The organism is Kitasatospora sp. NPDC056531 (assembly GCF_042794375.1).
GTDB lineage: Bacteria > Actinomycetota > Actinomycetes > Streptomycetales > Streptomycetaceae > Kitasatospora.
On sequence record NZ_JBHTTU010000004.1, the window covers coordinates 246,864 to 270,835 of the forward strand.

The 23,972-nt window shown below is 71.6% G+C and carries 25 protein-coding genes; 13 read left to right on the plus strand and 12 right to left on the minus strand.

Features of this window, described 5'->3' with window-relative positions; all coding sequences use genetic code 11:
• Positions 1 to 4 precede the first annotated feature (4 nt).
• Positions 5 to 1,756: a 2-isopropylmalate synthase gene (locus tag ACFQ87_RS07425; protein ID WP_380609615.1), complete on the minus strand. Its 1,752-nt coding sequence runs from the start codon at positions 1,754 to 1,756 to the stop codon at positions 5 to 7.
• A 168-nt stretch (positions 1,757 to 1,924) separates the two neighbouring features.
• On the opposite strand from ACFQ87_RS07425, the gene ACFQ87_RS07430 reads away from it, so the two are divergent.
• The 7 genes from ACFQ87_RS07430 (at position 1,925) to ACFQ87_RS07460 (ending at position 8,732) form a co-directional block, all read left to right on the plus strand.
• Entirely contained in the window at positions 1,925 to 2,611 is a 687-nt protein-coding gene (locus tag ACFQ87_RS07430; protein ID WP_380609689.1) for a FadR/GntR family transcriptional regulator, read from the plus strand.
• A 409-nt stretch (positions 2,612 to 3,020) separates the two neighbouring features.
• The gene (locus tag ACFQ87_RS07435) at positions 3,021 to 5,756 is read left to right on the plus strand and encodes a nitrate- and nitrite sensing domain-containing protein (protein WP_380609616.1); all 2,736 of its coding nucleotides are present in this window, start codon (positions 3,021 to 3,023) and stop codon (positions 5,754 to 5,756) included.
• Positions 5,753 to 6,199: a roadblock/LC7 domain-containing protein gene (locus tag ACFQ87_RS07440; protein ID WP_380609617.1), complete on the plus strand. Its 447-nt coding sequence runs from the start codon at positions 5,753 to 5,755 to the stop codon at positions 6,197 to 6,199. The genes ACFQ87_RS07435 and ACFQ87_RS07440 overlap by 4 nt, the downstream gene beginning before the upstream one ends.
• A 115-nt stretch (positions 6,200 to 6,314) precedes the next feature.
• On the plus strand, positions 6,315 to 6,680 hold the full coding sequence (locus tag ACFQ87_RS07445; RefSeq protein ID WP_380609690.1) for a DUF742 domain-containing protein: 366 nt from the start codon (positions 6,315 to 6,317) through the stop codon (positions 6,678 to 6,680).
• A 2-nt stretch (positions 6,681 to 6,682) separates the two neighbouring features.
• Positions 6,683 to 7,297 carry an ATP/GTP-binding protein gene (locus tag ACFQ87_RS07450; protein WP_380609618.1) on the plus strand — a complete coding sequence of 205 codons (615 nt, stop codon included), beginning with the start codon at positions 6,683 to 6,685 and terminating at the stop codon, positions 7,295 to 7,297.
• Between the two features lie 18 nt (positions 7,298 to 7,315).
• Positions 7,316 to 8,449, plus strand: a complete 1,134-nt coding sequence (locus tag ACFQ87_RS07455; protein ID WP_380609619.1) for an FAD-dependent monooxygenase — start codon at positions 7,316 to 7,318, stop codon at positions 8,447 to 8,449.
• Positions 8,450 to 8,540: 91 nt separating this feature from the next.
• Positions 8,541 to 8,732, plus strand: coding sequence for a hypothetical protein (locus ACFQ87_RS07460; RefSeq protein ID WP_380609620.1), 192 nt, complete (start codon positions 8,541 to 8,543; stop codon positions 8,730 to 8,732).
• On the opposite strand, the gene ACFQ87_RS07465 is transcribed toward ACFQ87_RS07460, so the two are convergent.
• The 4 genes from ACFQ87_RS07465 to ACFQ87_RS07480 form a co-directional block, all read right to left on the minus strand.
• The gene (locus tag ACFQ87_RS07465) at positions 8,686 to 9,480 is read right to left on the minus strand and encodes a serine hydrolase (protein ID WP_380609621.1); all 795 of its coding nucleotides are present in this window, start codon (positions 9,478 to 9,480) and stop codon (positions 8,686 to 8,688) included. The genes ACFQ87_RS07460 and ACFQ87_RS07465 overlap by 47 nt on opposite strands.
• Positions 9,481 to 9,504: 24 nt before the next feature.
• A complete protein-coding gene (locus ACFQ87_RS07470) occupies positions 9,505 to 9,741 on the minus strand; it encodes a DUF397 domain-containing protein (RefSeq protein WP_380609622.1) in 237 nt (78 codons plus the stop codon).
• Between the two features lie 65 nt (positions 9,742 to 9,806).
• On the minus strand, positions 9,807 to 9,992 hold the full coding sequence (locus ACFQ87_RS07475) for a DUF397 domain-containing protein (RefSeq protein ID WP_380609623.1): 186 nt from the start codon (positions 9,990 to 9,992) through the stop codon (positions 9,807 to 9,809).
• Between the two features lie 2 nt (positions 9,993 to 9,994).
• Positions 9,995 to 10,987 carry a Scr1 family TA system antitoxin-like transcriptional regulator gene (locus ACFQ87_RS07480; RefSeq protein WP_380609624.1) on the minus strand — a complete coding sequence of 331 codons (993 nt, stop codon included), beginning with the start codon at positions 10,985 to 10,987 and terminating at the stop codon, positions 9,995 to 9,997.
• Between the two features lie 10 nt (positions 10,988 to 10,997).
• Between ACFQ87_RS07480 and ACFQ87_RS07485 the strand changes: the two genes are divergently transcribed.
• On the plus strand, positions 10,998 to 11,459 hold the full coding sequence (locus ACFQ87_RS07485; protein ID WP_380609625.1) for an ATP-binding protein: 462 nt from the start codon (positions 10,998 to 11,000) through the stop codon (positions 11,457 to 11,459).
• A gap of 186 nt (positions 11,460 to 11,645) precedes the next feature.
• Here ACFQ87_RS07485 and ACFQ87_RS07490 read toward each other — a convergent pair whose 3' ends face one another.
• Together ACFQ87_RS07490 and ACFQ87_RS07495 are read right to left on the minus strand one after the other, a co-directional pair.
• A complete protein-coding gene (locus ACFQ87_RS07490; protein ID WP_380609626.1) occupies positions 11,646 to 11,849 on the minus strand; it encodes a hypothetical protein in 204 nt (67 codons plus the stop codon).
• 19 nt (positions 11,850 to 11,868) lie between these two features.
• Entirely contained in the window at positions 11,869 to 12,057 is a 189-nt protein-coding gene (locus ACFQ87_RS07495) for a hypothetical protein (RefSeq protein WP_380609627.1), read from the minus strand.
• Positions 12,058 to 12,102: 45 nt separating this feature from the next.
• On the opposite strand from ACFQ87_RS07495, the gene ACFQ87_RS07500 reads away from it, so the two are divergent.
• The gene (locus tag ACFQ87_RS07500) at positions 12,103 to 12,564 is read left to right on the plus strand and encodes a helix-turn-helix domain-containing protein (RefSeq protein ID WP_380609628.1); all 462 of its coding nucleotides are present in this window, start codon (positions 12,103 to 12,105) and stop codon (positions 12,562 to 12,564) included.
• 111 nt (positions 12,565 to 12,675) lie between these two features.
• On the opposite strand, the gene ACFQ87_RS07505 is transcribed toward ACFQ87_RS07500, so the two are convergent.
• Together ACFQ87_RS07505 and ACFQ87_RS07510 are read right to left on the minus strand one after the other, a co-directional pair.
• Entirely contained in the window at positions 12,676 to 13,467 is a 792-nt protein-coding gene (locus ACFQ87_RS07505; protein ID WP_380609629.1) for an alpha/beta fold hydrolase, read from the minus strand.
• Positions 13,468 to 13,701: 234 nt separating this feature from the next.
• Positions 13,702 to 14,391, minus strand: a complete 690-nt coding sequence (locus tag ACFQ87_RS07510) for an alpha/beta fold hydrolase (protein WP_380609630.1) — start codon at positions 14,389 to 14,391, stop codon at positions 13,702 to 13,704.
• A 173-nt stretch (positions 14,392 to 14,564) separates the two neighbouring features.
• Between ACFQ87_RS07510 and ACFQ87_RS07515 the strand changes: the two genes are divergently transcribed.
• Together ACFQ87_RS07515 and ACFQ87_RS07520 are read left to right on the plus strand one after the other, a co-directional pair.
• A complete protein-coding gene (locus ACFQ87_RS07515) occupies positions 14,565 to 15,863 on the plus strand; it encodes an MFS transporter (RefSeq protein ID WP_380609631.1) in 1,299 nt (432 codons plus the stop codon).
• Between the two features lie 208 nt (positions 15,864 to 16,071).
• On the plus strand, positions 16,072 to 17,301 hold the full coding sequence (locus ACFQ87_RS07520) for a serine hydrolase domain-containing protein (RefSeq protein WP_380609632.1): 1,230 nt from the start codon (positions 16,072 to 16,074) through the stop codon (positions 17,299 to 17,301).
• Positions 17,302 to 17,384: 83 nt separating this feature from the next.
• Here ACFQ87_RS07520 and ACFQ87_RS07525 read toward each other — a convergent pair whose 3' ends face one another.
• Both ACFQ87_RS07525 and ACFQ87_RS07530 read right to left on the minus strand, forming a co-directional pair.
• The gene (locus ACFQ87_RS07525) at positions 17,385 to 18,923 is read right to left on the minus strand and encodes a hypothetical protein (RefSeq protein WP_380609633.1); all 1,539 of its coding nucleotides are present in this window, start codon (positions 18,921 to 18,923) and stop codon (positions 17,385 to 17,387) included.
• Positions 18,924 to 18,990: 67 nt separating this feature from the next.
• On the minus strand, positions 18,991 to 19,269 hold the full coding sequence (locus ACFQ87_RS07530) for a hypothetical protein (protein ID WP_380609691.1): 279 nt from the start codon (positions 19,267 to 19,269) through the stop codon (positions 18,991 to 18,993).
• Positions 19,270 to 19,740: 471 nt separating this feature from the next.
• On the opposite strand from ACFQ87_RS07530, the gene ACFQ87_RS07535 reads away from it, so the two are divergent.
• Together ACFQ87_RS07535 and ACFQ87_RS07540 are read left to right on the plus strand one after the other, a co-directional pair.
• Positions 19,741 to 22,938 carry a putative bifunctional diguanylate cyclase/phosphodiesterase gene (locus tag ACFQ87_RS07535; protein WP_380609634.1) on the plus strand — a complete coding sequence of 1,066 codons (3,198 nt, stop codon included), beginning with the start codon at positions 19,741 to 19,743 and terminating at the stop codon, positions 22,936 to 22,938.
• Positions 22,938 to 23,333 (plus strand): hypothetical protein, encoded by a 396-nt coding sequence (locus ACFQ87_RS07540; RefSeq protein WP_380609635.1) that lies wholly within the window; start codon positions 22,938 to 22,940, stop codon positions 23,331 to 23,333. The genes ACFQ87_RS07535 and ACFQ87_RS07540 overlap by 1 nt, the downstream gene beginning before the upstream one ends.
• A 42-nt stretch (positions 23,334 to 23,375) precedes the next feature.
• Here the strand turns inward: ACFQ87_RS07540 and ACFQ87_RS07545 are convergent, their stop codons facing one another.
• Positions 23,376 to 23,879 (minus strand): AAA family ATPase, encoded by a 504-nt coding sequence (locus tag ACFQ87_RS07545; protein WP_380609636.1) that lies wholly within the window; start codon positions 23,877 to 23,879, stop codon positions 23,376 to 23,378.
• Positions 23,880 to 23,972 lie beyond the last annotated feature (93 nt).

The following is a 23,972-nucleotide window of genomic DNA, read 5'->3' on the forward strand; positions in this document are numbered from 1 at the left end:
CCCATCATGCCTTCCCTGCCCCGCCGGCAGCACGCCCGGCCGCAGCACGCGCGGCCGCGCTCAGCACCGCCCGTACCCCCGCCGTGAGCACCGAGGCGTCCCGCCCGACGCCCCACACCACCGCCCCGCCGGAACCGCCGGAGCCCCCGGAACCCCCGACCCGCGCCTCGACGTACGCGACCGCATCCCGCCCGCTCCCGGCCTTGTGCTCGCTGAAGGAGAGGATCTCCGCCCCCACCGCGTCCGCCACCGCGTCGACCGGCCCGACGCCCGTGCCCCGGCGGCCGTTCACCTCGGCCCAGTCGTCGCCCACCGTCCAGGCCCAGTCCGAGGGCGCGGCGTCCAGGTACTCCGCCCGGAACAGCCCGTACAGCTCCTCCCCCGTCACCTCCCGCCCGCTGCCGTCGGTCGCCTCCTGCACGACCCGCGCGAACTCGATCTGCAGCCGCCGGGGCAGTTCCAGCCCTTCCGCCGTCTGCAGCAGGTAGGCGATCCCGCCCTTGCCGGACTGGCTGTTGACCCGGATCACCGCCTCGTAGTCGCGCCCCAGGTCCGCCGGGTCGATCGGCAGGTACGGCACGGACCAGGGCGCTTCCCGTTCGGGCAGACCCGACTCGGCGGCGACCTCGGCGTGGTGCGCGAAGCCCTTCTTGATGGCGTCCTGGTGGGTGCCCGAGAAGGCGGTGTGCACCAGGTCCCCGACGTACGGGTGCCGCTCGTGCACCGGCAGCCGGTTGCAGTGCTCGACGGTGCGGCGGATCTCGTCGATGTCGGAGAGGTCCAGCATCGGGTCGACGCCCTGGGTGTGCAGGTTGAGCGCCAGCGTCACCAGGTCGACGTTGCCCGTGCGCTCCCCGTTGCCGAACAGGCACCCCTCCACCCGCTGCGCGCCCGCGAGCACGGCCAGCTCCGCGCAGGCCACGCCCGTCCCCCGGTCGTTGTGCGGGTGGACGGAGAGGATCACCGAGTCGCGCCGCTCCAGATAGCGGTCCATGTACTCGATCTGGTCGGCGTACACGTTGGGCGTGGCGACCTCGACCGTCGCGGGCAGGTTGTGGATGACGGGCCGGTCGGGGCTGGCGTCCCACAGCTCGCTCAGGCCGTTGCAGACCTCCAGCACGTAGTCCGGCTCGGTCAGGTTGAACACCTCGGGCGAGAACTGGAACCGTACGCCGTCGCGCCCCTCCCCCAGCCGGGCCATCCGGTGCGCCGCCGCCGTGATCAGCGCCCGCAGTTCGGCCCGTTCCTTGCCGAGGACGACGTCCCGCCACAGCGGCGCGGTCGCGGTGTAGAGGTGGACGACCACGTTCGACAGGCCCTCGACCGCCTCGAAGGTGCGGTCGATGAGGTCGGCCCGGGCGGCGGTGAAGACGACCACCGTGACGTCCTCGGGTACGGCCCCGGGGGTGGTGGCCAGTTGGCGGACGAAATCGAAGTCGGTCCGGCTGGCGGAGGGGTAGCCGACCTCGATCTCCTTGAAGCCCATGGCCAGGAACAGGTCGAACATCCGCTGCTTGCGGGCCGGGTCCATCGGCTCGGCGAGCGCCTGGTTGCCGTCGCGCAGGTCGACGGGCACCCACAGCGGCGCCCGCTCGATCCGTCGGCCGGGCCAGCGGCGCAGCAGGGCGGGGACGTGGACCCGTTCGTGGACGGGGCGGTAGCGGTGGGAGGGCATGGCGCCGCCGCGTTGCGGGTTCCAGGCGGGGGCGTCGGCCGGGACGGGCCCGGCGGGTGCGTGCAGCGTCGGGAAGGCCATCAGGATTCCTCAGGGCAGGTACCGGTGACCGGCAGGACGGCGCCCCGCAGCGGGGTGCCGGTCCGGTCACGCCCCGCTGCGGCCGCCAAGAAGGAGGAGCCCCCACGACTGCATGCCGGGTAGGGTAACCACGACAGAAGTCCTCAGACAACCTGACAGGTGACGACGATGCCCCCGCTCCGCCCCTCCCCCCTCGCCGAACAGGCCGCCGCGCGGATCGAGGAGCAGATCAGGGCCGGCGAGTGGCCCGTCGGCGGCAAGCTGCCCGGCGAGGTGGCGCTCGCCAAGGAGCTGGGCGTCGGCCGCTCGACCGTCCGGGAGGCGCTGCGCACCCTCGCCGCGGCCGGGATGGTGCAGAGCCGGCAGGGCTCGGGGGTGTTCGTGACGAGCGACCGCCCGACCGCCGGGGACTGGGCGACCCGGCTGCGCGCCGCGGAGCTGGCGCACGTCTACGAGGTGCGGACGATGGTCGAGGTGCAGGCCGCCCGGCTGGCCGCGGAGCGCCGGACGGACGCGGACCTGGTCACTGTCGACGCCGCGCTGGCGGCGCGCCTGGCGGCGGGCAGGGCGGACGACGCGGGCTTCGTGGCGGCGGACATCGCGCTGCACACGGCGATCGTGGCGGCCGCCCACAACCCCGTCCTGGATGACCTCTTCGCCCAGTTCGCCCCGGTCCTGAGGGACCATCTGGTGGCCCTGGTGGGCCTGTTCGGCCTGCGCGACGTTGATCCGAACCAGGGGTACGGCTCGCACGAGGAGCTGGTCCGGGCCCTGCACGACGGTGACCCGGAGGCGGCGGGGCGGGTGCTGGCGGCAGAGCTGGAGGCCACCCGCTCCCGGCTGCTCAGCTCCTAGCAGCACACCCCGGACGGGGCGTCACACAGTTTTCACACGACGGCCATCCAGCGTCAGTGCGCGTCGTTGACACTATGTCTAGCACTGTCGAATCTGGCTGATTCGAATACAAACGGTCAACGTGCGGGTGACATTGTGCCCAACTGGTGCGCAGGCACCGCTCAGGCAGCGAACGGGCATTCACGCCAATCACACGATATGACTAGTATCGCCTCGTCAAAAGCCCGTGCCCGGACGGCCCGCCACTCACCGGCCGGCCGCCAGCCCCAAGGAGTCTGCTCTGCGCGCGCGTGCGAATCGGCGGCCCCCGGCGCCGAAGGCCCCCCGCAGGCGGCCACGCCTGTCCCTGCGAGGGGCGCTGCTCGTCCTGGCCGTCGTCCCCAGCCTGGCCCTGGTCGCCCTCTGGGCGGTGACCAGTGGTGAGACCGTCTTCGACTTCCAGCGCCAGGCCGCCCAGGGCATGCTGGCCCAGAAGGCCGGCCAGCCGTCCAACATCGTCTACTACAACCTCCAGGAGGAGCGCCGGCTCAGCGCCGAGGCCCTCGCCAGACCCGGCGCCAACACCGACCAGCTGCGCCACCAGCGGCAGTTGACCGACGACGCGGTGCGCCAGTTCCAGGAACTGTCCGGCGAGACCGCCGACCACGCCCCCGACGACGTGCGCACCGCCGTCGCCGAGGCCCGGCAGGCGATGGGCAAGCTGGCCGAAGAGCGCGCCGCCGTGGACAAGGGCTCCGTCGACCAGCAGACGGTCTTCGCCTACTACACCGACCTGATCTCCGTCGACCTGCGGCTGTTCACCGCGCTCAGCCACGTCGACGCGGGCGAGGTCACCTGGGTGTCCAAGACCCTGGTCAACTCCTTCTGGGCCAAGGAGATGCTGGCCCGCGAGGACGCCATCCTGGCCCGCGGCTGGCCCGGCGGACGCCTCAGCACCGCCGACTACCAGCAGGTCCAGGAGCTGATCGGCGCCCAGGACCACCTGTTCACCGTCCAAATCGTCCCCTACATCCCGGCCGGCGAGGCAGGCGCCTGGCACGACCTGATGAACGGTCCGGCCTGGCAGGCCAAGGCCGCCGTCGAGCAGCAGCTCACCAAGCCGACCGCCGCCGACGCCAACGGCACCGTCAGACTGCCGCCCGCCCAGGACCAGTGGCGCCAGGCCGTCGACCAGCTCAACCCGCAGCTCGTCAAGGCCATCGAGGCCCGCACCAGCGCCATCGTCGAGGTCGGCAAGGGCACCATCCTCGACCTGCTCACCCGGGTCGTGCTCACCACCGTCATCGGCCTGATCACCGTGGTCGCCGTCGTCATCGCCTCCTGGCGGATCAGCCGCTCGCTGCGCCGCCGGATCAAGGAGGTGCAGACCCAGGCCGAGGAGATGGAACGCACCCTGCCCGAGGTGGTCGACCGCCTCGGCCGCGGCGAGCAGGTCGACGTCGAGGCCGAGACCCGCGCCGTCACCACCGGGGCGCACGGCAACGGCACCGACGAGCTCGCCCGCCTCGGCCAGGCGCTCAACCTGGCCCGCTCCGCCGCGCTGGAGGCCGCCGTCCGGCAGGCCGAGCAGCACCGCGGCTTCGAACGCCTCCTCCAGCGCATCGCCCGCCGCACCCAGCTGCTGATCGGGCGCCAGCTGCGCAAGCTGGACGAGCTGGAGCGCAAGCACGAGGACCCGGAGGTCCTGGAGGGCCTGTTCGACCTCGACCACCTCACCGCCCGCCTGCGCCGCTACGAGGAGAACCTCGTCATCATGGCCGGCGGCCAGCCGCAGCGGCGCTGGCGCAAGCCCGTCCCACTGCTGGACGTGCTGCGCTCCGCCCAGGGCGAGGTGCAGGACTACCGCCGGATCATGATCGACGTCGAGGGCCACCCGTGGCTCTCCGAGCGGGCCGTCGGGCCGGTCGCGCACGTGCTGGCCGAGCTGATGGAGAACGCCACCACCTTCTCCAAGCCGCCCACCCCGGTCGAGGTCCGGGCCGGCATGGTCGGACGCGGGCTCGCGGTCGAGATCGAGGACCGGGGCCTGGGCATGGACCCGGAGCAGTACTGCGCGGCCAACGAGCTGATGAGCCGCCCGCCGCGCACCGACGTGCTGGCCCGCGCCGACGACATCCGGCTCGGCTTCCACGTGGTCGCCCGCCTCGCCGCACTGAACGGGCTGAAGATCGAGTTCCGGCCGTCGGCCTTCGGCGGCACCCGGGTGGTCGTGCTCGTCCCGGACGAACTGGTCATCGACGGCGACGCCGGGCTACTGCCGGACACCGCGCCCGCCGAGCCGATCCCGCTGGTCCGGCGCTCCCGCCGGGCGGTGCGCTCCGCCTCCGACGAGCCGCCGCAGCCCGCCCTGCCGGTGGGGCCGCCGGTCGCGCCGGTGGACTCCTTCGGGCCCGTCGGGGCCGTCGCGCCCGCGTTCCAGAAGCCGACGTTCCAGGAGTCGACGTTCCCGGAGCCCGCCTTCCAGCAGCAGGCGGTGCGGGGACAGGCGGCGCAGCAGGAGCAGGCGAACGAGCAGCCCATCGAGCACAGCTCCCCCGCCGACCCGCCCCCGGCATGCCAGGCCCAGGCCGCGCACGACGCCCCGCCCGACGCCCCCGCCTACCCGGACATCGCCTACGCCCGGGTCACCGAGGCCGAGGCCCCGTACGCCGACGAGCAGTACCGCCCGGCCGACAACTACCGGCTGGCCGAACGGCGGCAGCCCCGTGAGTACCCCTCCGCCGTGCCGGTGAGCCCGGTCGAGGGCGGGCAGCCTCCGCTGCCGCAGCGGGTCCGCCAGGCCAGCCTGGCCGCCGAGCTGCGGCTGCCGCCGCCGCCCCGGCAGCAGTGGGTCGACCCGGCCGACGCGCAGCCGGCCGACGCGCAGCCCGTCGGCGGCCCGTTCCACCGGCTCGACCAGGCGGACCAGCCGGACCGCTCCGGGCGTCCGGTCCGCCGCTCCGGCGCGACCATCGGCGCCTTCCAGCGCCAGTCCCGCGCCGCCCGGGCCCAGGACAGCGGCGAGCACCCGCTGCCCCGGGCCGCCGCCACCCCGCCGGCTCCCCCCAGCACGCCCGCCGGTCCCCCCGCCTCCGCGTCCGTCGCGTCCCCCTGGGCCCTGCCGGCCGCGGAACCCCGAACCACACGAACGGAAGACAGGCCATGAACCGCACGATCGCCACCCACCAGGACCTGGACTGGCTGCTGGACGGACTCGTCGACTCGGTGCCCGGGACGCGCAACGCCGTCCTGCTCTCCGACGACGGCCTCGTGGTCAGCCACTCCCGCACCATCGAGCGGGCCGACGCCGAGCGCCTGGCCGCCGTCGCCACCGGGCAGCAGTCGCTCGCCCGGGGCGTCGGCCAGCTCTTCGACGGCGGGCCGGTGCACCAGGTGATCGTCGAGCTCGCCGAGTGCTGGCTGTTCGTCATCGCCGCCGCCCAGGGCACCCACCTGGCCGTGGTCGCCTCCCAGGAGGTGGACGCCGAGGTGATGTCCGTCGCGATGCACACCCTGGTGCAGCAGGTCGGCCAGAAGCTCACCACCCCGAGCCGGGCCGAGGCCGCGCCGGCGTCCTTCGACGTCTTCGCCAGCCGGAACCGGGGCTGACGGCCGAGTGGGCCCGTACAGCGAGCCGGGGGACGGCTGGGCGCGCGGCCGGGTGCCGCACGTGCCGCACTGGAGCGAGCTGGAGGAGCCGGAAGCGGAGGACGAGACGGGCATCATGGTGCGCCCGTACACCATCACCCGCGGCCGGACCGCGCCCGAGCGCGACGACCTCACCCTGATCACCGTGCTCACCACGATCGACGAGGAGGCCGACGCGGCCCTGGCGCGGGGCAGCCGCGCCGGTGCCCGCGGCCTCCAGCCCGAGCACCGGCTGATCCTCGACCGCTGCCGGCGCCCGGCAGCCGTCGCCGAGGTGGCGGCCGGCCTGGACCTCCCGGTCTCGGTCACCAAGATCCTGCTGGGCGACCTGGTCGCCCAGGGCCTGCTGAAGGCCCGGGCACCGCTCTCGGTGGCCCGCGCCGCCGGGGGCGTGGACCTCGGCCTGCTCACGGCCGTACGCGAAGGACTCCGGAGACTTTGAACATGGCAACACCCCACTCCAGCCGTTCCGTTGACGGGATCGCCGCTGCCCCCGCCGCCGCCCCTGCCGCCGTCAAGATCCTGATCGCGGGCGGCTTCGGCGTCGGCAAGACCACCCTGGTCGGCTCGGTCAGCGAGGTCACCCCGCTGCGCACCGAGGAGTACCTGACCACGGCGAGCGTCGGCGTGGACGACCTGGCCGGCGTCGACCAGAAGGACACCACCACCGTCGCCCTGGACTTCGGCCGGATCACCGTCAGCCCCGAGCTGGTGGTCTACCTGTTCGGCACGCCCGGGCAGGAACGTTTCTGGTTCATGTGGAACGACCTGGTCAACGGCGCCCTCGGTGGGATCGTCATCGCCGACACCCGGCGGCTGGAGACCAGCTTCGCGTCCATCGACTTCTTCGAGAGCCGGGGCATCCCGTTCGTGGTCGCGATCAACTGCTTCCACAACCACAACACCCGCACCCCGGAGGAGATCCGGGCCGCGCTCGACCTCGACCCGCAGGTCCCGATGCTGATCGGCGACGTCCGCGAGCGCGCCTTCGGCCGCGACCTGCTGCTGGCCCTGGTCGACCACCTGATGGACCTCGCCGCCGTCGCCCCCGTCGGCTGAGCCGCTTTGGAGCCCCTCATGACCACACCTCTGCGCGTCCTCGTCCACGGCGGCGGCATCGGCGGCCTCACCCTCGCCACCGCCCTCGCCCGCCGCGGCCACCACGTCGAGGTCGCCGAACTGCGCGACCGGCTGGAGGCGCTCGGCGTCGGCATCGTCCAGCCCTCCAACGCCCTGCACGTGATGCGAGAGATCGGCGTGCTGGACGAGTGCCTGGCCGTCGGCTTCGAGTGGGAGGTGCTGACCATCTGCGACCCGGCCGGCGCCACCCTCGCCCGGATCCCCCAGCCCCGGATGGGTGACGCCCCCGCCAACAACGGCATCCCGCGCCCCGCCCTGGCCCGGGTGCTCGCCGCCGCGGCGACCTCCGCAGGCGCCGTCGTCCGCTTCGGGACGACGATCGAGTCGGTGAAGGAGGACGGTTCCGGCGTTGATGTCGCCCTCAGCGACGGGCACGGCGGCCGCTACGACCTGGTCGTCGGCTTCGACGGCATCGGCTCACCGTTGCGCAGGCACCTCTACGGGGAGAAGTATTCCCCCGAGTACACCGGCTTCGCCAACTGGCGCGTCACGCTGCCCCGTTCGCCCGAGGTCCAGGGCGTGGTGATGTCGGCGGGCAACCTCAAGGCCAAGGCGCTGCTCACCCCGATCAGCGACGAACTCATGTACCTGGGCGCGGTGTTCGCCGAGGCCGAGGACTTCCGCCCGGACCCGTCGACCGCCCACGAGCAGCTGCGGAAGCGGCTGGCCGGCTTCGGCGGCCCGATCGCCGAAGCCCTCGCCCAGGTCACCGACCCGGCGGCCGTGGTCTACTCCCGCATCTCCCAGGTCACCGTCGAGGAACCCTGGCACGTCGGCCGGACCGCCCTGGCCGGCGACGCCGCCCACGCCTCCACCCCTCACCTGGCCCAGGGCGCCGCCATGGCCGTCGAGGACGCCGTGGTGCTGGCCGAGAGCCTGGACGCGGCGGACTCCGTCCCGGCCGCGCTCGCGGCGTGGGAGGAGCGGCGCCGGCCGCGCGCCATGTGGGTGCAGGCGATGTCCCGGGCGATCCTCAAGCAGGAGACGGGGACGGAGACGACGGCGGAGGAGGACGAGCTGTTGAAGGTCGGCATCCCGGGCGCCGCCCACGTGATGGTCAAGCCGTACTGAACCCGCCGTCGGCCCAGCGCGGGGTTGTGCCCGCGCTGGGCCGCGTCGCACGCTGGCGGTCGTCCGGATCGGCGATCGTTCGGAGGGCACGGTGTCGGTGGCACCCCTGTTCCGCATGCTCGAACTGCACGAGGCCGTGGAGCGCGAGCGGCTGGACCCGGGCGGGCGGCTGCTCGCGCTCGACCAGCGGCACTTCGAACTCGCCGGGCACGAGGAGTTCGTGAGGATCAACCTGCTCAACGAACTGGCGCTGGAGGGACTTCAGGCCCTCGCGGAACGGTGATTTCCTTGCGCCGTTTCCAGACCGCCGCCGAGACGCGGGCCAGCAGCCGGGCCGCCGGGTCGTCGCGGTCCGCGCCGGAGGCGAGCGGGCCGGTGTAGCAGACCGCGATCAAGTATGGCGGGCAGTCGTACGGGTGGACCAGGCCGACGCAGTGCCGGGCGCCGGGGACCCAGCCGTTCTTGAACGCGATCCGGGTGCCCGGCGGGAGGCCTGCGGCGAGGTCCACCCGGAAGTCGTTGCGCTCCAGTAGCCCCAGCAGCTCCGGCTCGTCGGCCAGCGAGTGCAGGAGGCGCACGAGATCGCGGGCGCTGACCCGGTTGTGAATGCCTGCGGCGCGCGCCGCGTAGTCCTCGATCCCGCGCGGGCTCGCGCTGCGGGTGGCTCCCGCCTGGCGCCAGACCTCGGCCACGGCCCGCTGGTCGGTACGGGCCAGGCAGAGGTTGGTGGCGAGGTTCGAGGAGTGGGTGATCATCCGCTCGGCGAGCAGGCGGAGTGGGACATGGGTGCCGAGGAGCTCCCAGGGCAGCGGATCGCTGTCCCAGTCCGGATCGTTACCGAACTCCCCACCCACGACGGACGCGAAATGGTTGACGACCGGCACCTCGGCATCGAGGTTCGCCCCACTGCGGGTGAGTGCGGCGAGCACCGCGATCTTCATCGTGCTTGCAGCATCGTGCAGTTCGTCCGGCGCATGCGTGAACACCGGCTCAGCGTCGCTGGCCCAGGGGGCCACCACCACGGACAACATGGCGGCAGGATAGAGGAGATCCGGTCAGACCTCGGCCGTTGCGGCGAACGACACGAACGCCTTCCAGGCGGCGGGCTCGAAGGTCAGTTGGGGCCCGCTCTTGTCCTTGGAGTCACGGACGAGGACGACACCGGGGGTCTCGGCTACCTCGACGCAGGCGCCGCCCTCGTTGCCGCTGTAGCTGCTCTTACGCCAGGCGACTTCGACGCACTCGCCGCCCTCGTTGCCGCTGTAGGTGCTCTTGAACCAGGCGAGTTCCATGTCTTCTGACGCTACGCCAACGGCCCGCCGCCCGGAAGACGGTGGGCCGTTGAGAGGAGGTCCGATCAGACCTCGGCGGTGGCGGCGAACATCACGAACGCCTTCCAAGCGGCCGGCTCAAAGGCCAGCTGGGGGCCACTCTTGTCCTTGGAGTCACGCACGTGCACGACACCGGGCGTCTCGGCGACCTCGACGCACTGGGCCTCTTCGTTGGTGCTGTAGCTGCTCTTGAACCACGCCAGCTCGGCCATGACTACCGCTCTCCCAGAATCGCTTCGATCAGGGCCAGGGACTCCCTCAGCCCCAGGGCCTGAGCCCGGATGCTGCTGTACCGTGCGGCCATATTACGGACTTCCACCGGATCCGTGATCAACCGATTCACGTGCTGCGCCGCCGCGTACCCAATCTGCGGACGATTGGGCGGCGTGAGGATGGTGAACGAGCCACCCATTCCCGCGTGACACATCCGGTCGAGCGGCATGATCTGGATTTCGGGACCTCGCATCTGGCCCACTTTGAGCAGGTGCCGGAGCTGTTCCTTGTGGACGTCCCAGCCACCCAGGGGGCGACGGAGTACGCTCTCGTCGATCACCCACGTCACGACCGGCACGGGCCAGCGGCTCAGGATTTCCTGCCGAGCGAGTCGCGCCGCCACCCACTCGTCGATCTGCTCTGGCGAGAGCAGCGGCCGACGCATCTCGTACAGGGCTCGGATGTACGCCTCAATCTGCAGCAGCCCCGGGATCACCATCGTGCTGTACTCGTGGATCTCGATGGCTCGGTTTTCCTCCGACGTGAAGGCCTTGGAGAAGGCCGGGTGCCGCTCGCTGACCCGGATCTTCGCCTTCATCACGTCGTCCGCGACGACCCTCAACGCACCGCCTGCATTGAGGAGATCGTCAATGACCGTCAGGTACTCGACTCTCGGGGTCCGAATTCCCCGTTCGATCGCGCTGACCAGGTCCTCGCTGTAGCCGCTCATCTTGGCCAGCTGCTTCTGCGTGATTCCGGCCCGCTCCCGGAAGAGCTTGATCAGCTTCCCGACTGCGCTGTAGAACTCCGCGACGCCGTCGGAGTTCTCCGCCGTCTCGCCGTCGTCGAAGACCGTGCGCTCGACGCCACCCACGGCAATCACCCGCCCTTTCGATCGATTGATCCGGGCCGCCCGACAGGCAAACCCTCCGCATCCGCACAGGCACAGTGAGTGCCTGCCGAAGCCATGGTCAGCGTACGTCCAGGCCGCCACGCTTTCTCCCATGACGACCGAAATCCCCCTCGACAGCCCCCGCAGTCACACCACCGTCCTCGCCGGCACGCCCAAGGGCGCCGCCATCTGCCGACGCATCGCCAGACGTCAACTCACCACCTGGGGGCTGAACTCCACGCACACCGAGCCGTTCTACTCCGCCCTCCTCATCGTCGCGGAGCTCGCCGCGAACGCGATCACGCACGGACGCGTTCCGGGGCGCGGCTTCGAACTTCACCTCGCCCTCACCACCACCGCGCGCCGGGGCACCACCCTCCGCATCGAGATCAGCGACTGCCGAGGCGACCGGCTCCCCGCCCTCCCGACCGTCCACGTCCCCAACGCCCAGTCCGGGCGCGGCCTCACCCTCATCGACGCCCTCTGCGACCGATGGGGCACCATCCCCCGCCACCCCAACTCCAAGACCGTCTGGGCCGAACTCGACCTGACCACTACCCCCGATGCCACCTGAACCCGGCCATAGCGAGGGCCACGCCACCCTCTGCACCCTCCTCCCCTTCGCGCTCCTCGCCTGGGCCTACCCCCTCACCTCCCACCACCACCAGCCCCCACACCCCACTTCAAGCCCCACCACAACCCCATAAAACAGAAGGAGTGGGAAGCCGGCCAAGCCGACTTCCCACTCCGCTTGCTTCGCTCAGCGAAAACGCAAGGCCTCAGTGCTGCCGCTGACAAGGACGCGCTCGTACTCGCCCTCACCGCCGATCGAGCGATAGTTGAGCACCGGATCACCGGCCCGCACGAGGGCGGTGGCGCATCCGAGGCACCACGGCTGAGGCGGCTGCACGTCGAGGTCTTCGATCACCGCAGGCGCGGTGCGGCACTGCGCGCAGTTCGCCATCGGGTCCTCCCTGGGGGCCTCAGGCCCAGGTGGCGACGCACACGGTGCAGCCCCACCGGCCGTTCATCGTCTGGTAGGTGGCGCTCGATCCGCAGACCGGGCAGGCGCGGGCGCTCGGCTCGTCGTCCCGCTCCAGCAGCGTACTGGGCGCGAGGGTGTCGCAGGACCGGGTCTCGACGATCGACTCGGAGAGCAGGATGGCACTCATGGCGTCTCCCTTCAGGGCGAAGTGACAGAGGTGCGCCGGCCGGGCATGACCAGGAAACCCCGGGCCAGCCCGGACGCGGATGCCGTAGGGCCGCTCCCGCACGCCGTGTGCGTGCCTCGCACACTCCTTGCACGCCCCGCCCGGCCACCTGACACGGCCGGTAGCGTGGCCAGTCCGTTGCAGTCGAAGGGCGGCGCGGTGTCGCTTCACCAACGCCAGATCGGGGCCGTCATCAGGGCCGCCCGATGCGCACGGCGGATGACTCAGGCCCAGCTGGGTCGGGCGTGTGGCTACTCTGCGTCCGCGATCAGCCGCATCGAAGCGGGCAGGCTTCGGCCCCCGGAACCGTCAATCTTGCTGATCGCACGGGCACTGGGGCTCCCTGAGCATGTCGCGCCCGAAGAAGTCCGCCGCCCTGCCCTACGAGCACTGACGGCGGACCTGCTTTACGCACCGGTGACGGTGCCCGGCGTACGGGAACTCGCCGCACGCACAGGTGTCTCGTGAGGGCGCTCCGATCAGGAACGCGGACACGATGAAACGACAGTGGGAAGTCGGCCGAGCCGACTTCCCACTCGTCAGAGGGCGTTGTGCGAATGCGAGGCCCAGTTCGTTGCCTCAGGCCCGGTCCTGAACCTGGCGCTTGTCCACGTACTCCGTGACGATCGAGAAGAACCGCACCGGGTCCTCGAACGGCAGGCCGTGGCCGCCGGGGACCTCCAGGTAGTCGGCCTGGTGGATGGCGTCGGCCAGCTCGCGCTGGTGGTGGGGCGGGATGATCTGATCGTCGGCGCTCGCCACCACGAGGGTCGGCGCGGTGACCCGGCCCACCGCGTCACGCAGGTCGATTCGGGTGTCGAGTTCTATCTGCCCCAGGATGCGCTCGTCGAGCATGGCCGTGAAGCCCGCAGCCATTTCGGCGAACTGCGTGTCGTCGAGGGCGCCGAGGAGACCGGGCCCCATCGCGGTGAGCACCAACTGACGGGCCAGCAGGGCCGGGTCGGTACGCAGCAGGCGCGCCCACAGGTCGAACATGAACGCCTCGCGCGGGCCCGTTCTGACCCATCCGGCATGCAGGACGAGCGAGGTCACGGCATCAGGGTGGCGGGCGGCCACGGCCGTGGAGACGACGGAACCCACCGAGTGACCGACCAGGTGGAACCGGTCCAGTCCGGCAGCCCGGGCAGTGGCGACGACCCGGTCGGCGAGTGCGTCCAGGTCGATCGGTGCGGGGTCGACGGGAGTGGCGCCGGCGCCGGGCAGGTTCGGGGCGACGACGGTGTACCGGTCGCGCATCGCGTCGATGAGAGCTCCCCAGTTCGAGGTCGCGTCGGCGCCGGTGCCGTGGATCAGGACCAGACCCGGGCCGGACCCGGTGACGACGTGCTCAAGCGGTTCACAGCTGGCCAACGGGTGCCTCCATGAGCGAGTGGCTGAGTGGCGCCAGAATAACAGAGTTCTGCCATGTATCAGCACTCTGTTATTCGGCAGGGTTCGAGCTGACGGCGCGCGACCACCTTCGCGGAGATGCCGGCCACGGAACGCCTCGGGCTGCACAGGCGTGGACGTCGACTCGTGGCCCCGCTGGGGAGGGGGAAGTCGGACGGGCCGACTTCCCCCTCCTCCGAGCAATCGCCGGGTCGCTCACGACTCGGCGCGGTACGCCTCCAAGCGCTCGGCCAGCTCCTTCGGGTGGCCGAGCATCGGGAGGTGATCGCCGGGCATCTCATCCGGCTGGAAGCCGAGCCGTTCGACGACCACCCTCCGCATGAACTCCGGCGGGAAGAAGCGGTCCCCGGACGCCATCAGGAACCTGGTGGGCACCTTCGGCCACGCCTCCAGCGGCCACGGCTCCCCGAACGGCGTCGCCGCCTGGTGCCGCTGGTGCTCGGCCAGCAGCTCGGCGGCCAGGTCGGCCGGAGTGTCGTGCAGGAAGAAGGAGCGGGGGTCCTCCTCGGCGCCCTCCGTGATTCCCCTGCGCAGGTCGGCCTCCCGCCGCGCCGGCCCGTACCCCGTGTTGTCCCACCACGCACCCGGCGACTCTCCCGGGGCCGGCACCTGGGCCTGGAGCATCACCAGCAGGTCCGCCGACACCCGGTCGCACACCAGGGGACCGGTGAATCCGCCGAACGAGTGTGCGACGACAACGAGTTGGCCACGATCGCCGATCGCCTCGACTACCGCGTCCGCGTACTCCGCAAGCCCGGCCGACTCGTCGTCGCACGGCAGGTCGGGCGCGACCACCTCGTGGCCCCGGTCGCGCAACTCGGCGGCCAGCGGCCCCCAGCACCAGGAATCAGCAGCCCCACCGTGGATCAGTACGTAAGTCGCCACCGGCCAGCCCCCTCAACGTCGTTGGTCCATCAGGCAGGCTAGGCGTTCGAGCCCGGGAAGACGCGGAGCGGGACGTCGGACCCGCCGACTTCCCACTCCTCTCCATTGTCCCGGCCCCCTGCAACGCAGAAGTCGCTTGACCTCAAGCGTGCTTGAGCCGCGAGTCTGACCAGGTGACTCTCCCGCCGGCCACTCGCCTGCTGCCACGGACGTATCGGCCGCTGTTCGCCCATCGCGACTTCCGGCGACTCCTTCCAGCCCTGGCAGCCTCCGACCTCGGCGACGGGATGAGCGTGGTCACCGTGGCGTGGCTGGCCGTCCTGATCGCGCCTCCCGACCAGTCCGGGCTGGTTGTGGGCGCTGCGATCGCCGCCTACGCGCTTCCGGGGGCCGCCGGTTCGCTGCTCTTCGGCCGTTGGCTGCGTCGTCTGCCTCCCCGGCGACTGCTGGCCGCCGACAGTTGGGTCCGCGCACTGCTTCTCGGATGCGTGCCCGTGGCCTGGGCCACGGGAGTGCTGCACCCGGTCCTCTATGTCGTCCTGCTTGCCGGATCATCGGTGCTGCATGCCTGGGGCAGCGCGGGAAAGTACGCGCTGCTCGCCCGGATGCTTCCGCCGGAGCAGCGCCTGGCCGCGAACGCACTGGCGAGCTCAAGCAGTTCGGCGTCCGTCGTCGTCGGTCCCGCACTCGCCGGCTTCCTGGCGACAGTCGTCAGTCCCGCCTGGATCATCGGCCTCGATGCCGTGTCCTTCGCCATCCTCGCCGCGCAGGTCGGACGGCTGGGCTCCATGGCCGAGGAGGCCGCGACGGCCGAGCCGATCGACACCGGCCGCTCGGCGGCCGGCCTGCACTTGTTGTGCCGCCAGCCCGAACTACTCGGGGTTCTCGCCCTGACGTGGTTCTTCAACCTCTTGTACGGACCGGTGGAGGTCGCACTCCCGCTACATGTCACCGGTGATCTCCATTCCGGCGCAAGCCTTCTCGGGTTGTACTGGACGCTCTTCGGTGTCGGTGCCGTTCTGGGCGCCCTGACCGTGGGCACCCTGCGCAGGCTCCCGCTCTGGCCGGTCACCCTGGGCATCGTCGTCGGCTGGGGCCTGGCCCTCGTACCTTTCGGCCTGGGGGTGCCGACATCCGTCTCCGTCAGCTGCTTCGCGTTGGGCGGCCTGATCTACGGACCCTTCACCGCGCTGTCCTTCACCCTGTTCCAGGACCGTACCCCGGCACCCTGGCTGACCACCGTGCTGGCCGCCCGAAGCGCCGCCCTTCTCACTGCCGCACCCACGGGCACCGCCCTCGGCGGCCCCCTCACCGCCGCTATCGGACCCCGCCAGGTGTTGGCCGCGTCGGGAATCGCCACCATCACCCTCGCCCTCGTCGCCGCCGCCGTTCGGGCCCGGGGGAAGAGCCGAGCGCCCGCCGGGCAAGTGGACCGGGCAACCCGCGACGCCGAAGCCGGATCGGGCGGGTGATCGGGAGGCGTGCGTTCACTCTCAACTCATTGCAACGTACGCCGCCGATCAACCATTGCGTTCAGCTCATAACCATTGCAACGGAGCGCCAACACACCTTGTATGGGCGGATATACATCCACTCTCTATCGTTGACGAATCTGTGAACGCAATGTAGCTTCGTCGTCGTTCAGTGATTCCCGAACACTCACGTAGGGGGAGATCCATCATGGGGAAGAGCAACGGCGGTTTCTCGGAAGCAGGACTGCGCAAGGTGCGCGACGTGCTGGCCCGGCACGTGGACTCCGGGAGGATCCCCGGGGTCGTCGCCCTCGTCAGCCGGGGCGACGAGACGCACGTGGAAGCACTCGGGACGATGAGCCACGACGGTGGCGCTCGGATGCGCCGGGACACGATCTTCCGGATGGCCTCCACCTCCAAGCCCGTCACCATCGCGGCGGCGATGGTCCTGCTGGACGAGTGCGGGCTGCGGCTGGACGACCTGGTGGAGCAGTGGCTGCCCGAACTCGCCGACCGGCGCGTACTGAAGCGGATCGACGGCCCGCTGGACGACACCGTGCCGGCGCACCGGCCGATCACCGTACGGGATGTGCTGACCAGCACAATCGGGCTCGGCATGGATATGACGGCGCTGGGCACCCCGATCATGAACGCGGTCTTCGAGCAGGGGCTCACGCCCGATCTGCCGACGCCGATGCCCGAGCCGGACGAGTGGCTGCGCCGCCTCGGCACGCTTCCGCTGATGCACCAGCCCGGGGAGTCCTGGCAGTACCACATCGCCAGCGACCTCATCGGCGTACTCGTCGCCCGGGTCACCGGCCGGCCGTTCGAGACCTTCCTGCGCGAGCGCGTCTTCGGCCCGCTGGGGATGAAGGACACCGGCTTCCACGTGCCCGCCGACGGGATCGACCGGCTGCCTCCCCTGTACGCCCCCGACCCGCAGAGCGGGGCGTTCACCGTCTGGGACGAACCTGCGGACGGACGCTGGAGCGAGCCCCCGGCGTTCCCCGGCGGCGGCGGTGGGCTGGTCTCCACCGTGGACGACTACCACGCCTACTTCCGGATGCTGCTGAACCACGGGATGCACGGGAGCGAGCGGATCCTGTCCCGGCCCGCCGTCGAGCTGATGACCACCAACCGCCTCTCGCCCGAGCAGACCGCCGCCCGCACCGCCCTGGCCCGCGACAACGTCCACCTCTCGTACGGCCAGGGTCAGCACGGCGGTTGGGGCTTCGGGATGGCGGTGCGCACCTACCGCGGCGACTACGCGCCCGTCGGCCAGTTCGGGTGGGACGGCGGGAGCGGCACCTCGACCTACGCCGACCCGGAGAACGGGCTCGTCGGCATCGTGCTCACCCAGGTCGGGATGTCCGTGCCGCACTCGGCTCGGCTGATCCACGACTTCTGGACCACGGTCTACCAGGCGATCGAGGACTGACAGCGGACCGTGAAAACGAGAGGAGTGGGAAGTCGGACCGGCCGACTTCCCACTCCTCTCTCAGCTGTGATCGATCAGATCGATCAGGTGCTGCTCGGACGCGGGGACGGCAGGGACGCCGAGCCCGCCAGCAGCGGCCATTCCTTGTGGAAGGGCGGCAGCGGCAGCTTGCCCTCGATGATCGGGGTACCGAAGATCTTCAGGTGGGCGGTCAGCGCGCCGTTCAGGTCGATGCCGCCGACCAGGGCCCAACTGCCCTGCACCTGCGGCCCGTTGCCGGGCACGTCGACGGCGAGGGAGCCCTCGGCCTTGGCGCTCAGGTAGGGGGCGACCGTGGCCTCGACACCGACGGTGTCGTACAGGCCGAGGCTGACCTCGGCGCCGAGGGCGGCGCGGACCGAGGCCTTGCCGTTGAGGCGGACGTGGACCGGGGAGACCTTGGTGTCGGCGTTGGTGGCCGAGGTCCAGCCCTTGCCGCCGGTGTAGTCGGCGCGGACGGCCCAGGTGCCGGTGGCGTCCTGCTCGGTCTCCAGGTGGACCTGGCCGTCGGCGCTGACCTCCAGGTAGCAGGTGAGGCCGAGGTTGACCACCACGGGCAGGCCCGCGACGGTCAGCACGGGGCTGGCCTGCAGCTTCGCGAAGGGCACCCGGATCGGCGCCGCGCCGGTGTTGCGGGCGACGTCGCCGGTGACCTTCCACTGGGCGTGGGCGCCGAGGTCGAAGCCGATGGAGGCGGTGCGCGGGCTGGTGGCCTGCGCGCCGTGGTAGGCGAAGTGGACGGCCGGGTGCAGCTGGAGGGAGCCGGAGGCGTCCAGGCTGGCGCCCTCGGGCAGCGGCACGGGGGCCTTGACGTTGACCTCCAGGGTGCCGGAGGCGTCGGCCTGCACACCGCCCAGGTCGGCGCCGACGGTCGCCTTGAGGTCCTTGACCAGCGGCGTGATCTTGATGCCGTGGACGTCGACCGGGATCTGGCCGTCCGCCTCGGTGCCGCCGAGGAGTTCGGAGAGGGTGGCCGGGCGGGTGGTCAGGTTGAGGGTGTTGCCCGCGCCCGGGTTGACGCCGGTGACGGCGACCAGCGCGCCCTGCGGCGCGGCGGCGGTGGGCGGGCTGGCGATCAGCTGGCCGGGCTGGACGGCGGCGGCCGCGGCGGTGGCGGTGGCGGTGGCGGTGGCGGGCGCCGAGGGAGCAGCCGAAGGCGAGGCCGTCGGGCCCGAGGCCGTGAGGACGGCCGTGCCCTTCCCCGGGTCGTACGCGGTGAGCTGGAGGGCCTTGGTCGCGGCCGTGACGGCGCCGCCGTCCTTGCCGGGGCTGCCGATCGCGGCCTGCGTGTCGCCGGCCGGCGCGGTGGTGACCTGCGCGGTGCCCGCGGACGGACGGGCCGAGGCCGAAGCCGAGGCCGGGGCTCCGGCGCGGGCGCGCGGGGTGCCGCCGGCCGCTGCGGCGGCCGGGCTGCCCCCGGCGGCGGCCGTGCCGGTGTCGGTGGCGGTGCTGGTGGCGGCGGCCGGTTCGACGGCGGCCTGCGGGCTGCTGCCGGGGCTGGTCGGCCCGCACGCGGCGGTTCCGGCGAGGATGAGGGTGAGCAGGGCGGCGGGCGCGGCCTTGCCTATCGAGGGTTTGAACACGCGGCGCTATGTTACTGACGAGGAATAATTTTGTCGAAGACAGGCCAAGACGCCGCGAAAGCACAGGTCAGACCAGCCGCGCGACGGGCAGTCGATCACCCCTCAGCGGGCCCGTCGAAACGGCCCCGGCCAGCTCGGCGAGGTACCGGGAGCGCTCCATCGGCACCGCCCCGAGGCTGCGGATGTACGGCCCGTCCCACTGGGCGTCCAGCAGCCGCCCGCCCGCCGCGCCGAACCGGGCCCCGAGGTCGGCCACCGCGCCCCGGGCGGCGTCCGGGCGGCGGTGGAGCATCGAGTCCAGGCTCGGCACCGACCCGCCGGCCACCCCGAACACTCCGCCGACCAGCTCCTCCCCCTCCCGACACCTCCACGCTGTGCGCCGCGCCCCGTACGTTCAGATCCGTCAGCGCCGCCAGATCGCGTACTGACCGTCGTCATTGCGCACCACGGCGTGACTTCGGGAGCTCACATCCGTTCGTACGCCCTGTGCGCTGTCGGCTGCGTCGCCCACCGGCTTGACCTCGTGATGAAGCGGCAGAATGCTGGGAGATGCGACGTTCTCGACTATGCGCACTCAGGGCACACCGACACCGTCCGTCGCAGGACAAGGCCGGACGCCGGTGCGTCGTGCGCCGATCCGCCCCGTCGATCCCGCATCGATACCGCGTCGACATCGATACCGCGTCGACGCCGCGTCGATACCGCCAACCACCGCGCCGACCACTGCGCACTGACCCCCCGTACAGCGGCACAGTCCGCCCTCGCCCGCACTCCCCCGGCCGACCGGCGGGGTGACGTCGTGGAGGAGGTAGCCTCGTTGACTCGCCGGCGACAACGCCTGATGGCCTGCTACCTGCTCTGGATGGTGCTGTTCACCGGCATCTATTTCGCCGACCCCGGGTTACGGGTCATCTGGTGGACGGGCATCGGCCTCGGCTGCGTCGCCGCCATCGTGATCGGCGTCCGGCTCCACCGCCCACGCCATCCACTGTTCTGGTACCTGCTGGCGCTCGCCAACCTGAGCTTCACCACGGGCCAGGCGATCCAGATCTTCGAGCTCGACGTCCTGCACCTCAACAACCCGTTCCCGTCCGTCGCCGACGGCTTCTACCTCGCCGAGTTCCTGCTCTACGCGGTCGGCCTGCTCGGCTTCATCCGCTGGCGAACGGCCCGTCAGGACCGCGCCGGGTTGCTGGACGCGCTGATCATCACCCTCGGCCTGGCCTTGCTGGTCTGGATCTACCTGATCCTCCCGTACGCCCGGAACCCGGACCTCACCTGGCTCCAGAAGGCCGTCTCGATCGCCTACCCGCTCGGCGACGTGGTCGTGCTCGCCCTGCTGTTGCGGCTGTTGACCCCCCGCGGCGGCAACTCCCGCTCCCTGCGACTGCTCACCGTCGGCGCCCTCGGCCTGCTCACCTCCGACACCCTCTACGGGCTGATCCAGCTGCACGGCACCTGGCAGACCGGCACCGGCGTGGACCTCGGCTGGGCCGCCTTCTACACCGCCTGGGGCGCGGCCGCGCTGCACCCCTCGATGGTCGAGCTGACCAGACCCGTCCCCACCCAGCAACCGGACCTCTCCGCCACCCGGCTCGTCCTGCTCACCCTCGCCTCGCTCATCGCGCCCGCCATCCTGATCATCGAGTCGCTGGCCGGGAACACCAGCAACGCGGGCGTGATCGGTGCCTTCTCCGCCCTGCTCTACCTGCTCGTGCTGGCCCGGTTGGCTGTCGTCGTGGCCGCCAGACGCCAGGTGGTGGCCCGGGAACGGGCGCTGCGCGAGGCGGGCGCCCGGCTGACCGCGGCCGTCACCGTCGCGGAGGTCGCGGACGCCGTCCAGTCCGCCGCCTCCACCCTGATGCCCGCGGAGCCCGGGCACCTCGCCCTGCTCGCGGTCGCCGAGACCGGCGCCGGCTCGGGGGGCGAGTCGGGGGGCGAGTCAGGGTGCCGGTCGGGCGTGCTGCACGTCCGGCGCGCCGGGCCGGACCCGGCGCGGCACCGCCCCGCGCCGTCGGCCGCCGACGACGAGGTGCTCGCCCTCGCCGCCGACCGGGAGACCCGGCTGCTGCCCGTCGGCTCCGTCAACCTGCCCGCCCACCCGGGCCGGATGCCCTCCGCCCTGGTCTGCCCGCTCACCCTGGCCGAACGCCCCTCCGGCGACCCGGTGATCGGCGCGCTGGTGGTCACCGGCACCGAGCAGGAGCTGACCAGCCTCTGGGGCTCGCTGGAGATCCTGGCCGCGCAGGCGGCACTGGCCGTCGAACGGGTGGTGCTGAGCCGGGAGGTCACCCGGCGCAACAGCGAGCTGTACTTCCGCACCCTGGTGCAGAACGCCAGCGACGTCATCCTGATCCTCGACGCCGACGACGGCGTGCGCTACGCCTCCTCCTCCGCCGAGCGGGTGCTCGGCTACCCCAGCCTGGACGGCACCCTGCTCACCGACCTCGTCCCGCCCGAGGACATCCGGGCCGTCGGCAAGGCGCTGGCCCGGATGCGCGGCCCGGCCGACCCGCCGCGCGGCGACCAGCCGCGCGAGCACTGGCGGCTGCTGCGCCTGGACCACACCCCGATCGAGGCCGAGGTCCGCTACACCGACCTGCGCGAGGATCCGACCGTCGGCGGCCTGGTGCTCACCCTGCGCGACGTGACCGAGCAGCGCCAGATGGAGCGCGAGCTGACCCACCGGGCCTTCCACGACTCACTGACCGGCCTCGCCAACCGGGTGCTGTTCCAGGACCGGGTCGGCCATGCCCTCTCCCGCGGCGAGCGCAGCGGCGCCGTCACCGGGGTGCTCTTCATCGACCTGGACGACTTCAAGGTCGTCAACGACACCCAGGGCCACGCGGTCGGTGACGAACTGCTGGTCGCCGTCTCGCTGCGGATCTCCACCGCGCTGCGCAGCTCGGACACCGCCGCCCGGCTCGGCGGCGACGAGTTCGCGGTGCTGGTCGAGGACGCGCTGCGCCCCAGCGACGTGGACACCATCGCGGGCACCGTGCTGGCGGTGTTCGCCGAACCGTTCAAGCTGAGCGCGGGCGCGGTCCGGGTCAGCGTCAGCATCGGCGTGGCGACCACCGAGGACAGCGTGGACGCGGCCGAACTGCTCACCCACGCCGACCTCGCGCTCTACTCGGCCAAGGCGGCCGGGCGCCGCCAGTGGTGCCACTACCGGCCGGCGCTGCAGGCCGGGCTGGTGGAACGGCACGAGCTGAACGAGAACCTGGACCTGGCGATCGCGGAATCGGCCTTCCAGCTGTACTACCAGCCGATCGTCGACCTGCGCACGGGCGACCTGGTCGGCTTCGAAGCCCTGGTCCGCTGGCCGCACGACCGGCGCGGCATGGTGCTGCCCGACGAGTTCATCGCCCTCGCCGAGGAGAGCGGCCAGATCGTCGCGCTCGGCGCCTGGATCCTGGAACGCGCCGTCCAGGAGGCCGCCGCCTGGCACGCCACCAGCTCCGCCCCCCGTGCCGCCGCCGGACGGCCGCCGCTGCGGGTCAACGTCAACGTCTCCGCCCGCCAGTTCCGCGACGCCGGCTTCATGGACGTCGTCCGCCGCGCCCTGGACTCCTCGGCCATCGACCCGCGCACCCTGGTCCTGGAGCTCACCGAGTCCGTCCTGATGCGCCGCGACGACCGCCTGCGCGCCGACATGGCCACCCTCGGCGACCTCGGCGTCGGCCTCGCCATCGACGACTTCGGCACCGGCTACTCGTCACTGTCGTACCTGCGCGAGTTCCCGATCTCCATCCTCAAGATCGACAAGTCCTTCATCGACGGCCTCGGCCACTCCCCCCAGCAGTACGCCCTGGTCGAGGGCATCACCCGGATCGCCGACACCCTCGGCGTCCAGGTCATCGCCGAAGGCATCGAACACCCCGACCAGCGCGACCTGCTCGCGGCCATGGGGTGCCCGCTGGGGCAGGGGTACCTGTTCGCGCACCCGATGGACGGGCCGCAGGCGCGGGCGCTGGTGCGGAGCGCAAACTCATATATTTCCACCCTATGGTGATGACTCTCTCTGCCCAACTCGACGGGTCATTCAAGGAGATCACCATGGCGACGGCGAACGAAGGCGACGAGCAGTCCTGGTACACGGTTCGGTGCGTGTTCCAGTGGGACGCCTCGGAGGGCGCGCTCTACGAGGAGCGGCTCACGCTATGGCAGGCAGGCTCGATGGACGAGGCCATCGCCAGGGCGGAGGACGAGGCCCGTATCTACGCGAGCGAAAACGGCCTCCACTACCTGGAGTTGGCCCAGTGCTACCGCCTCGCCACCGAGGGCCGCCCGGGCGACGGCGACGAGGTGTTCTCGCTCCTGCGCGACAGCCACCTCGACGCGGACGCCTACCTCGACCACTACTTCGACACCGGCCAGGAGCGCCAGACCACCACGACCGAGGACTGACGGCCGCCGCCGCTCGCGCCGAAGCGTCCAGCCCGCGGGAGCCTACGCCCCGGGCTGGACGAGGACCTGCTCGCCCTCCCCCACCGGCTCCTCGAAGTTGGCGAAGTAGCGGCCGAGCAGTTCCTCGTCCACGGTGACGGCGTTGGCGCCCTGCTGCTCGTTGCGCACCGCGAGGCGGGCCTCCAGGGTCGACCGGTCGGCCTTGAGGTGGACCAGTTCCCAGCGGCACCCGTGGCTCTCCACCAGCGCCTTGTAGTCGTCCCGGGCGGCCCGGTTCCAGAAGCTGTAGTCCACCACGACATCCCGCCCGACGCGCATCAACTCGACGAGTTCCAGGCGCTGCTCGCTGCGGATCTGATCCTTCAGCCGGTCGAAGGCCGCCGGCTCCAGCACCCGGCCGGCGTCGCGCCGGCCGATCCGCCGCCAGACCACCTCGTCGATGGAGAGCCGGACGTAGCCGCGCCGTTCCAACTCCTTGGCGTAGGTGGTCTTGCCCGCGCCCGGGAGTCCGCACATCAGCACCACGGTGCTCAATCGCTCTGTCATGCCCGGAGGTTAGCCGTCGGCCCGGCGCCCGCATCAGCCTGGGGATGTAAACCCGTGGGCCAATGCGCGCGACCGGGAGATCAATCGGTGGAC

Coding starts and splice junctions, on each gene's coding strand:
- ACFQ87_RS07425 (WP_380609615.1), bottom strand. CDS start 1,756: ATGGCCTTCCCGACGCTGCACGCACCCGCCGGGCCCGTCCCGGCCGAC.
- ACFQ87_RS07430 (WP_380609689.1), top strand. CDS start 1,925: ATGCCCCCGCTCCGCCCCTCCCCCCTCGCCGAACAGGCCGCCGCGCGG.
- ACFQ87_RS07440 (WP_380609617.1), top strand. CDS start 5,753: ATGAACCGCACGATCGCCACCCACCAGGACCTGGACTGGCTGCTGGAC.
- ACFQ87_RS07445 (WP_380609690.1), top strand. CDS start 6,315: ATGGTGCGCCCGTACACCATCACCCGCGGCCGGACCGCGCCCGAGCGC.
- ACFQ87_RS07450 (WP_380609618.1), top strand. CDS start 6,683: ATGGCAACACCCCACTCCAGCCGTTCCGTTGACGGGATCGCCGCTGCC.
- ACFQ87_RS07455 (WP_380609619.1), top strand. CDS start 7,316: ATGACCACACCTCTGCGCGTCCTCGTCCACGGCGGCGGCATCGGCGGC.
- ACFQ87_RS07465 (WP_380609621.1), bottom strand. CDS start 9,480: ATGTTGTCCGTGGTGGTGGCCCCCTGGGCCAGCGACGCTGAGCCGGTG.
- ACFQ87_RS07470 (WP_380609622.1), bottom strand. CDS start 9,741: ATGGAACTCGCCTGGTTCAAGAGCACCTACAGCGGCAACGAGGGCGGC.
- ACFQ87_RS07475 (WP_380609623.1), bottom strand. CDS start 9,992: ATGGCCGAGCTGGCGTGGTTCAAGAGCAGCTACAGCACCAACGAAGAG.
- ACFQ87_RS07485 (WP_380609625.1), top strand. CDS start 10,998: ATGACGACCGAAATCCCCCTCGACAGCCCCCGCAGTCACACCACCGTC.
- ACFQ87_RS07490 (WP_380609626.1), bottom strand. CDS start 11,849: ATGGCGAACTGCGCGCAGTGCCGCACCGCGCCTGCGGTGATCGAAGAC.
- ACFQ87_RS07495 (WP_380609627.1), bottom strand. CDS start 12,057: ATGAGTGCCATCCTGCTCTCCGAGTCGATCGTCGAGACCCGGTCCTGC.
- ACFQ87_RS07500 (WP_380609628.1), top strand. CDS start 12,103: ATGACCAGGAAACCCCGGGCCAGCCCGGACGCGGATGCCGTAGGGCCG.
- ACFQ87_RS07520 (WP_380609632.1), top strand. CDS start 16,072: ATGGGGAAGAGCAACGGCGGTTTCTCGGAAGCAGGACTGCGCAAGGTG.
- ACFQ87_RS07540 (WP_380609635.1), top strand. CDS start 22,938: ATGACTCTCTCTGCCCAACTCGACGGGTCATTCAAGGAGATCACCATG.
- ACFQ87_RS07545 (WP_380609636.1), bottom strand. CDS start 23,879: ATGACAGAGCGATTGAGCACCGTGGTGCTGATGTGCGGACTCCCGGGC.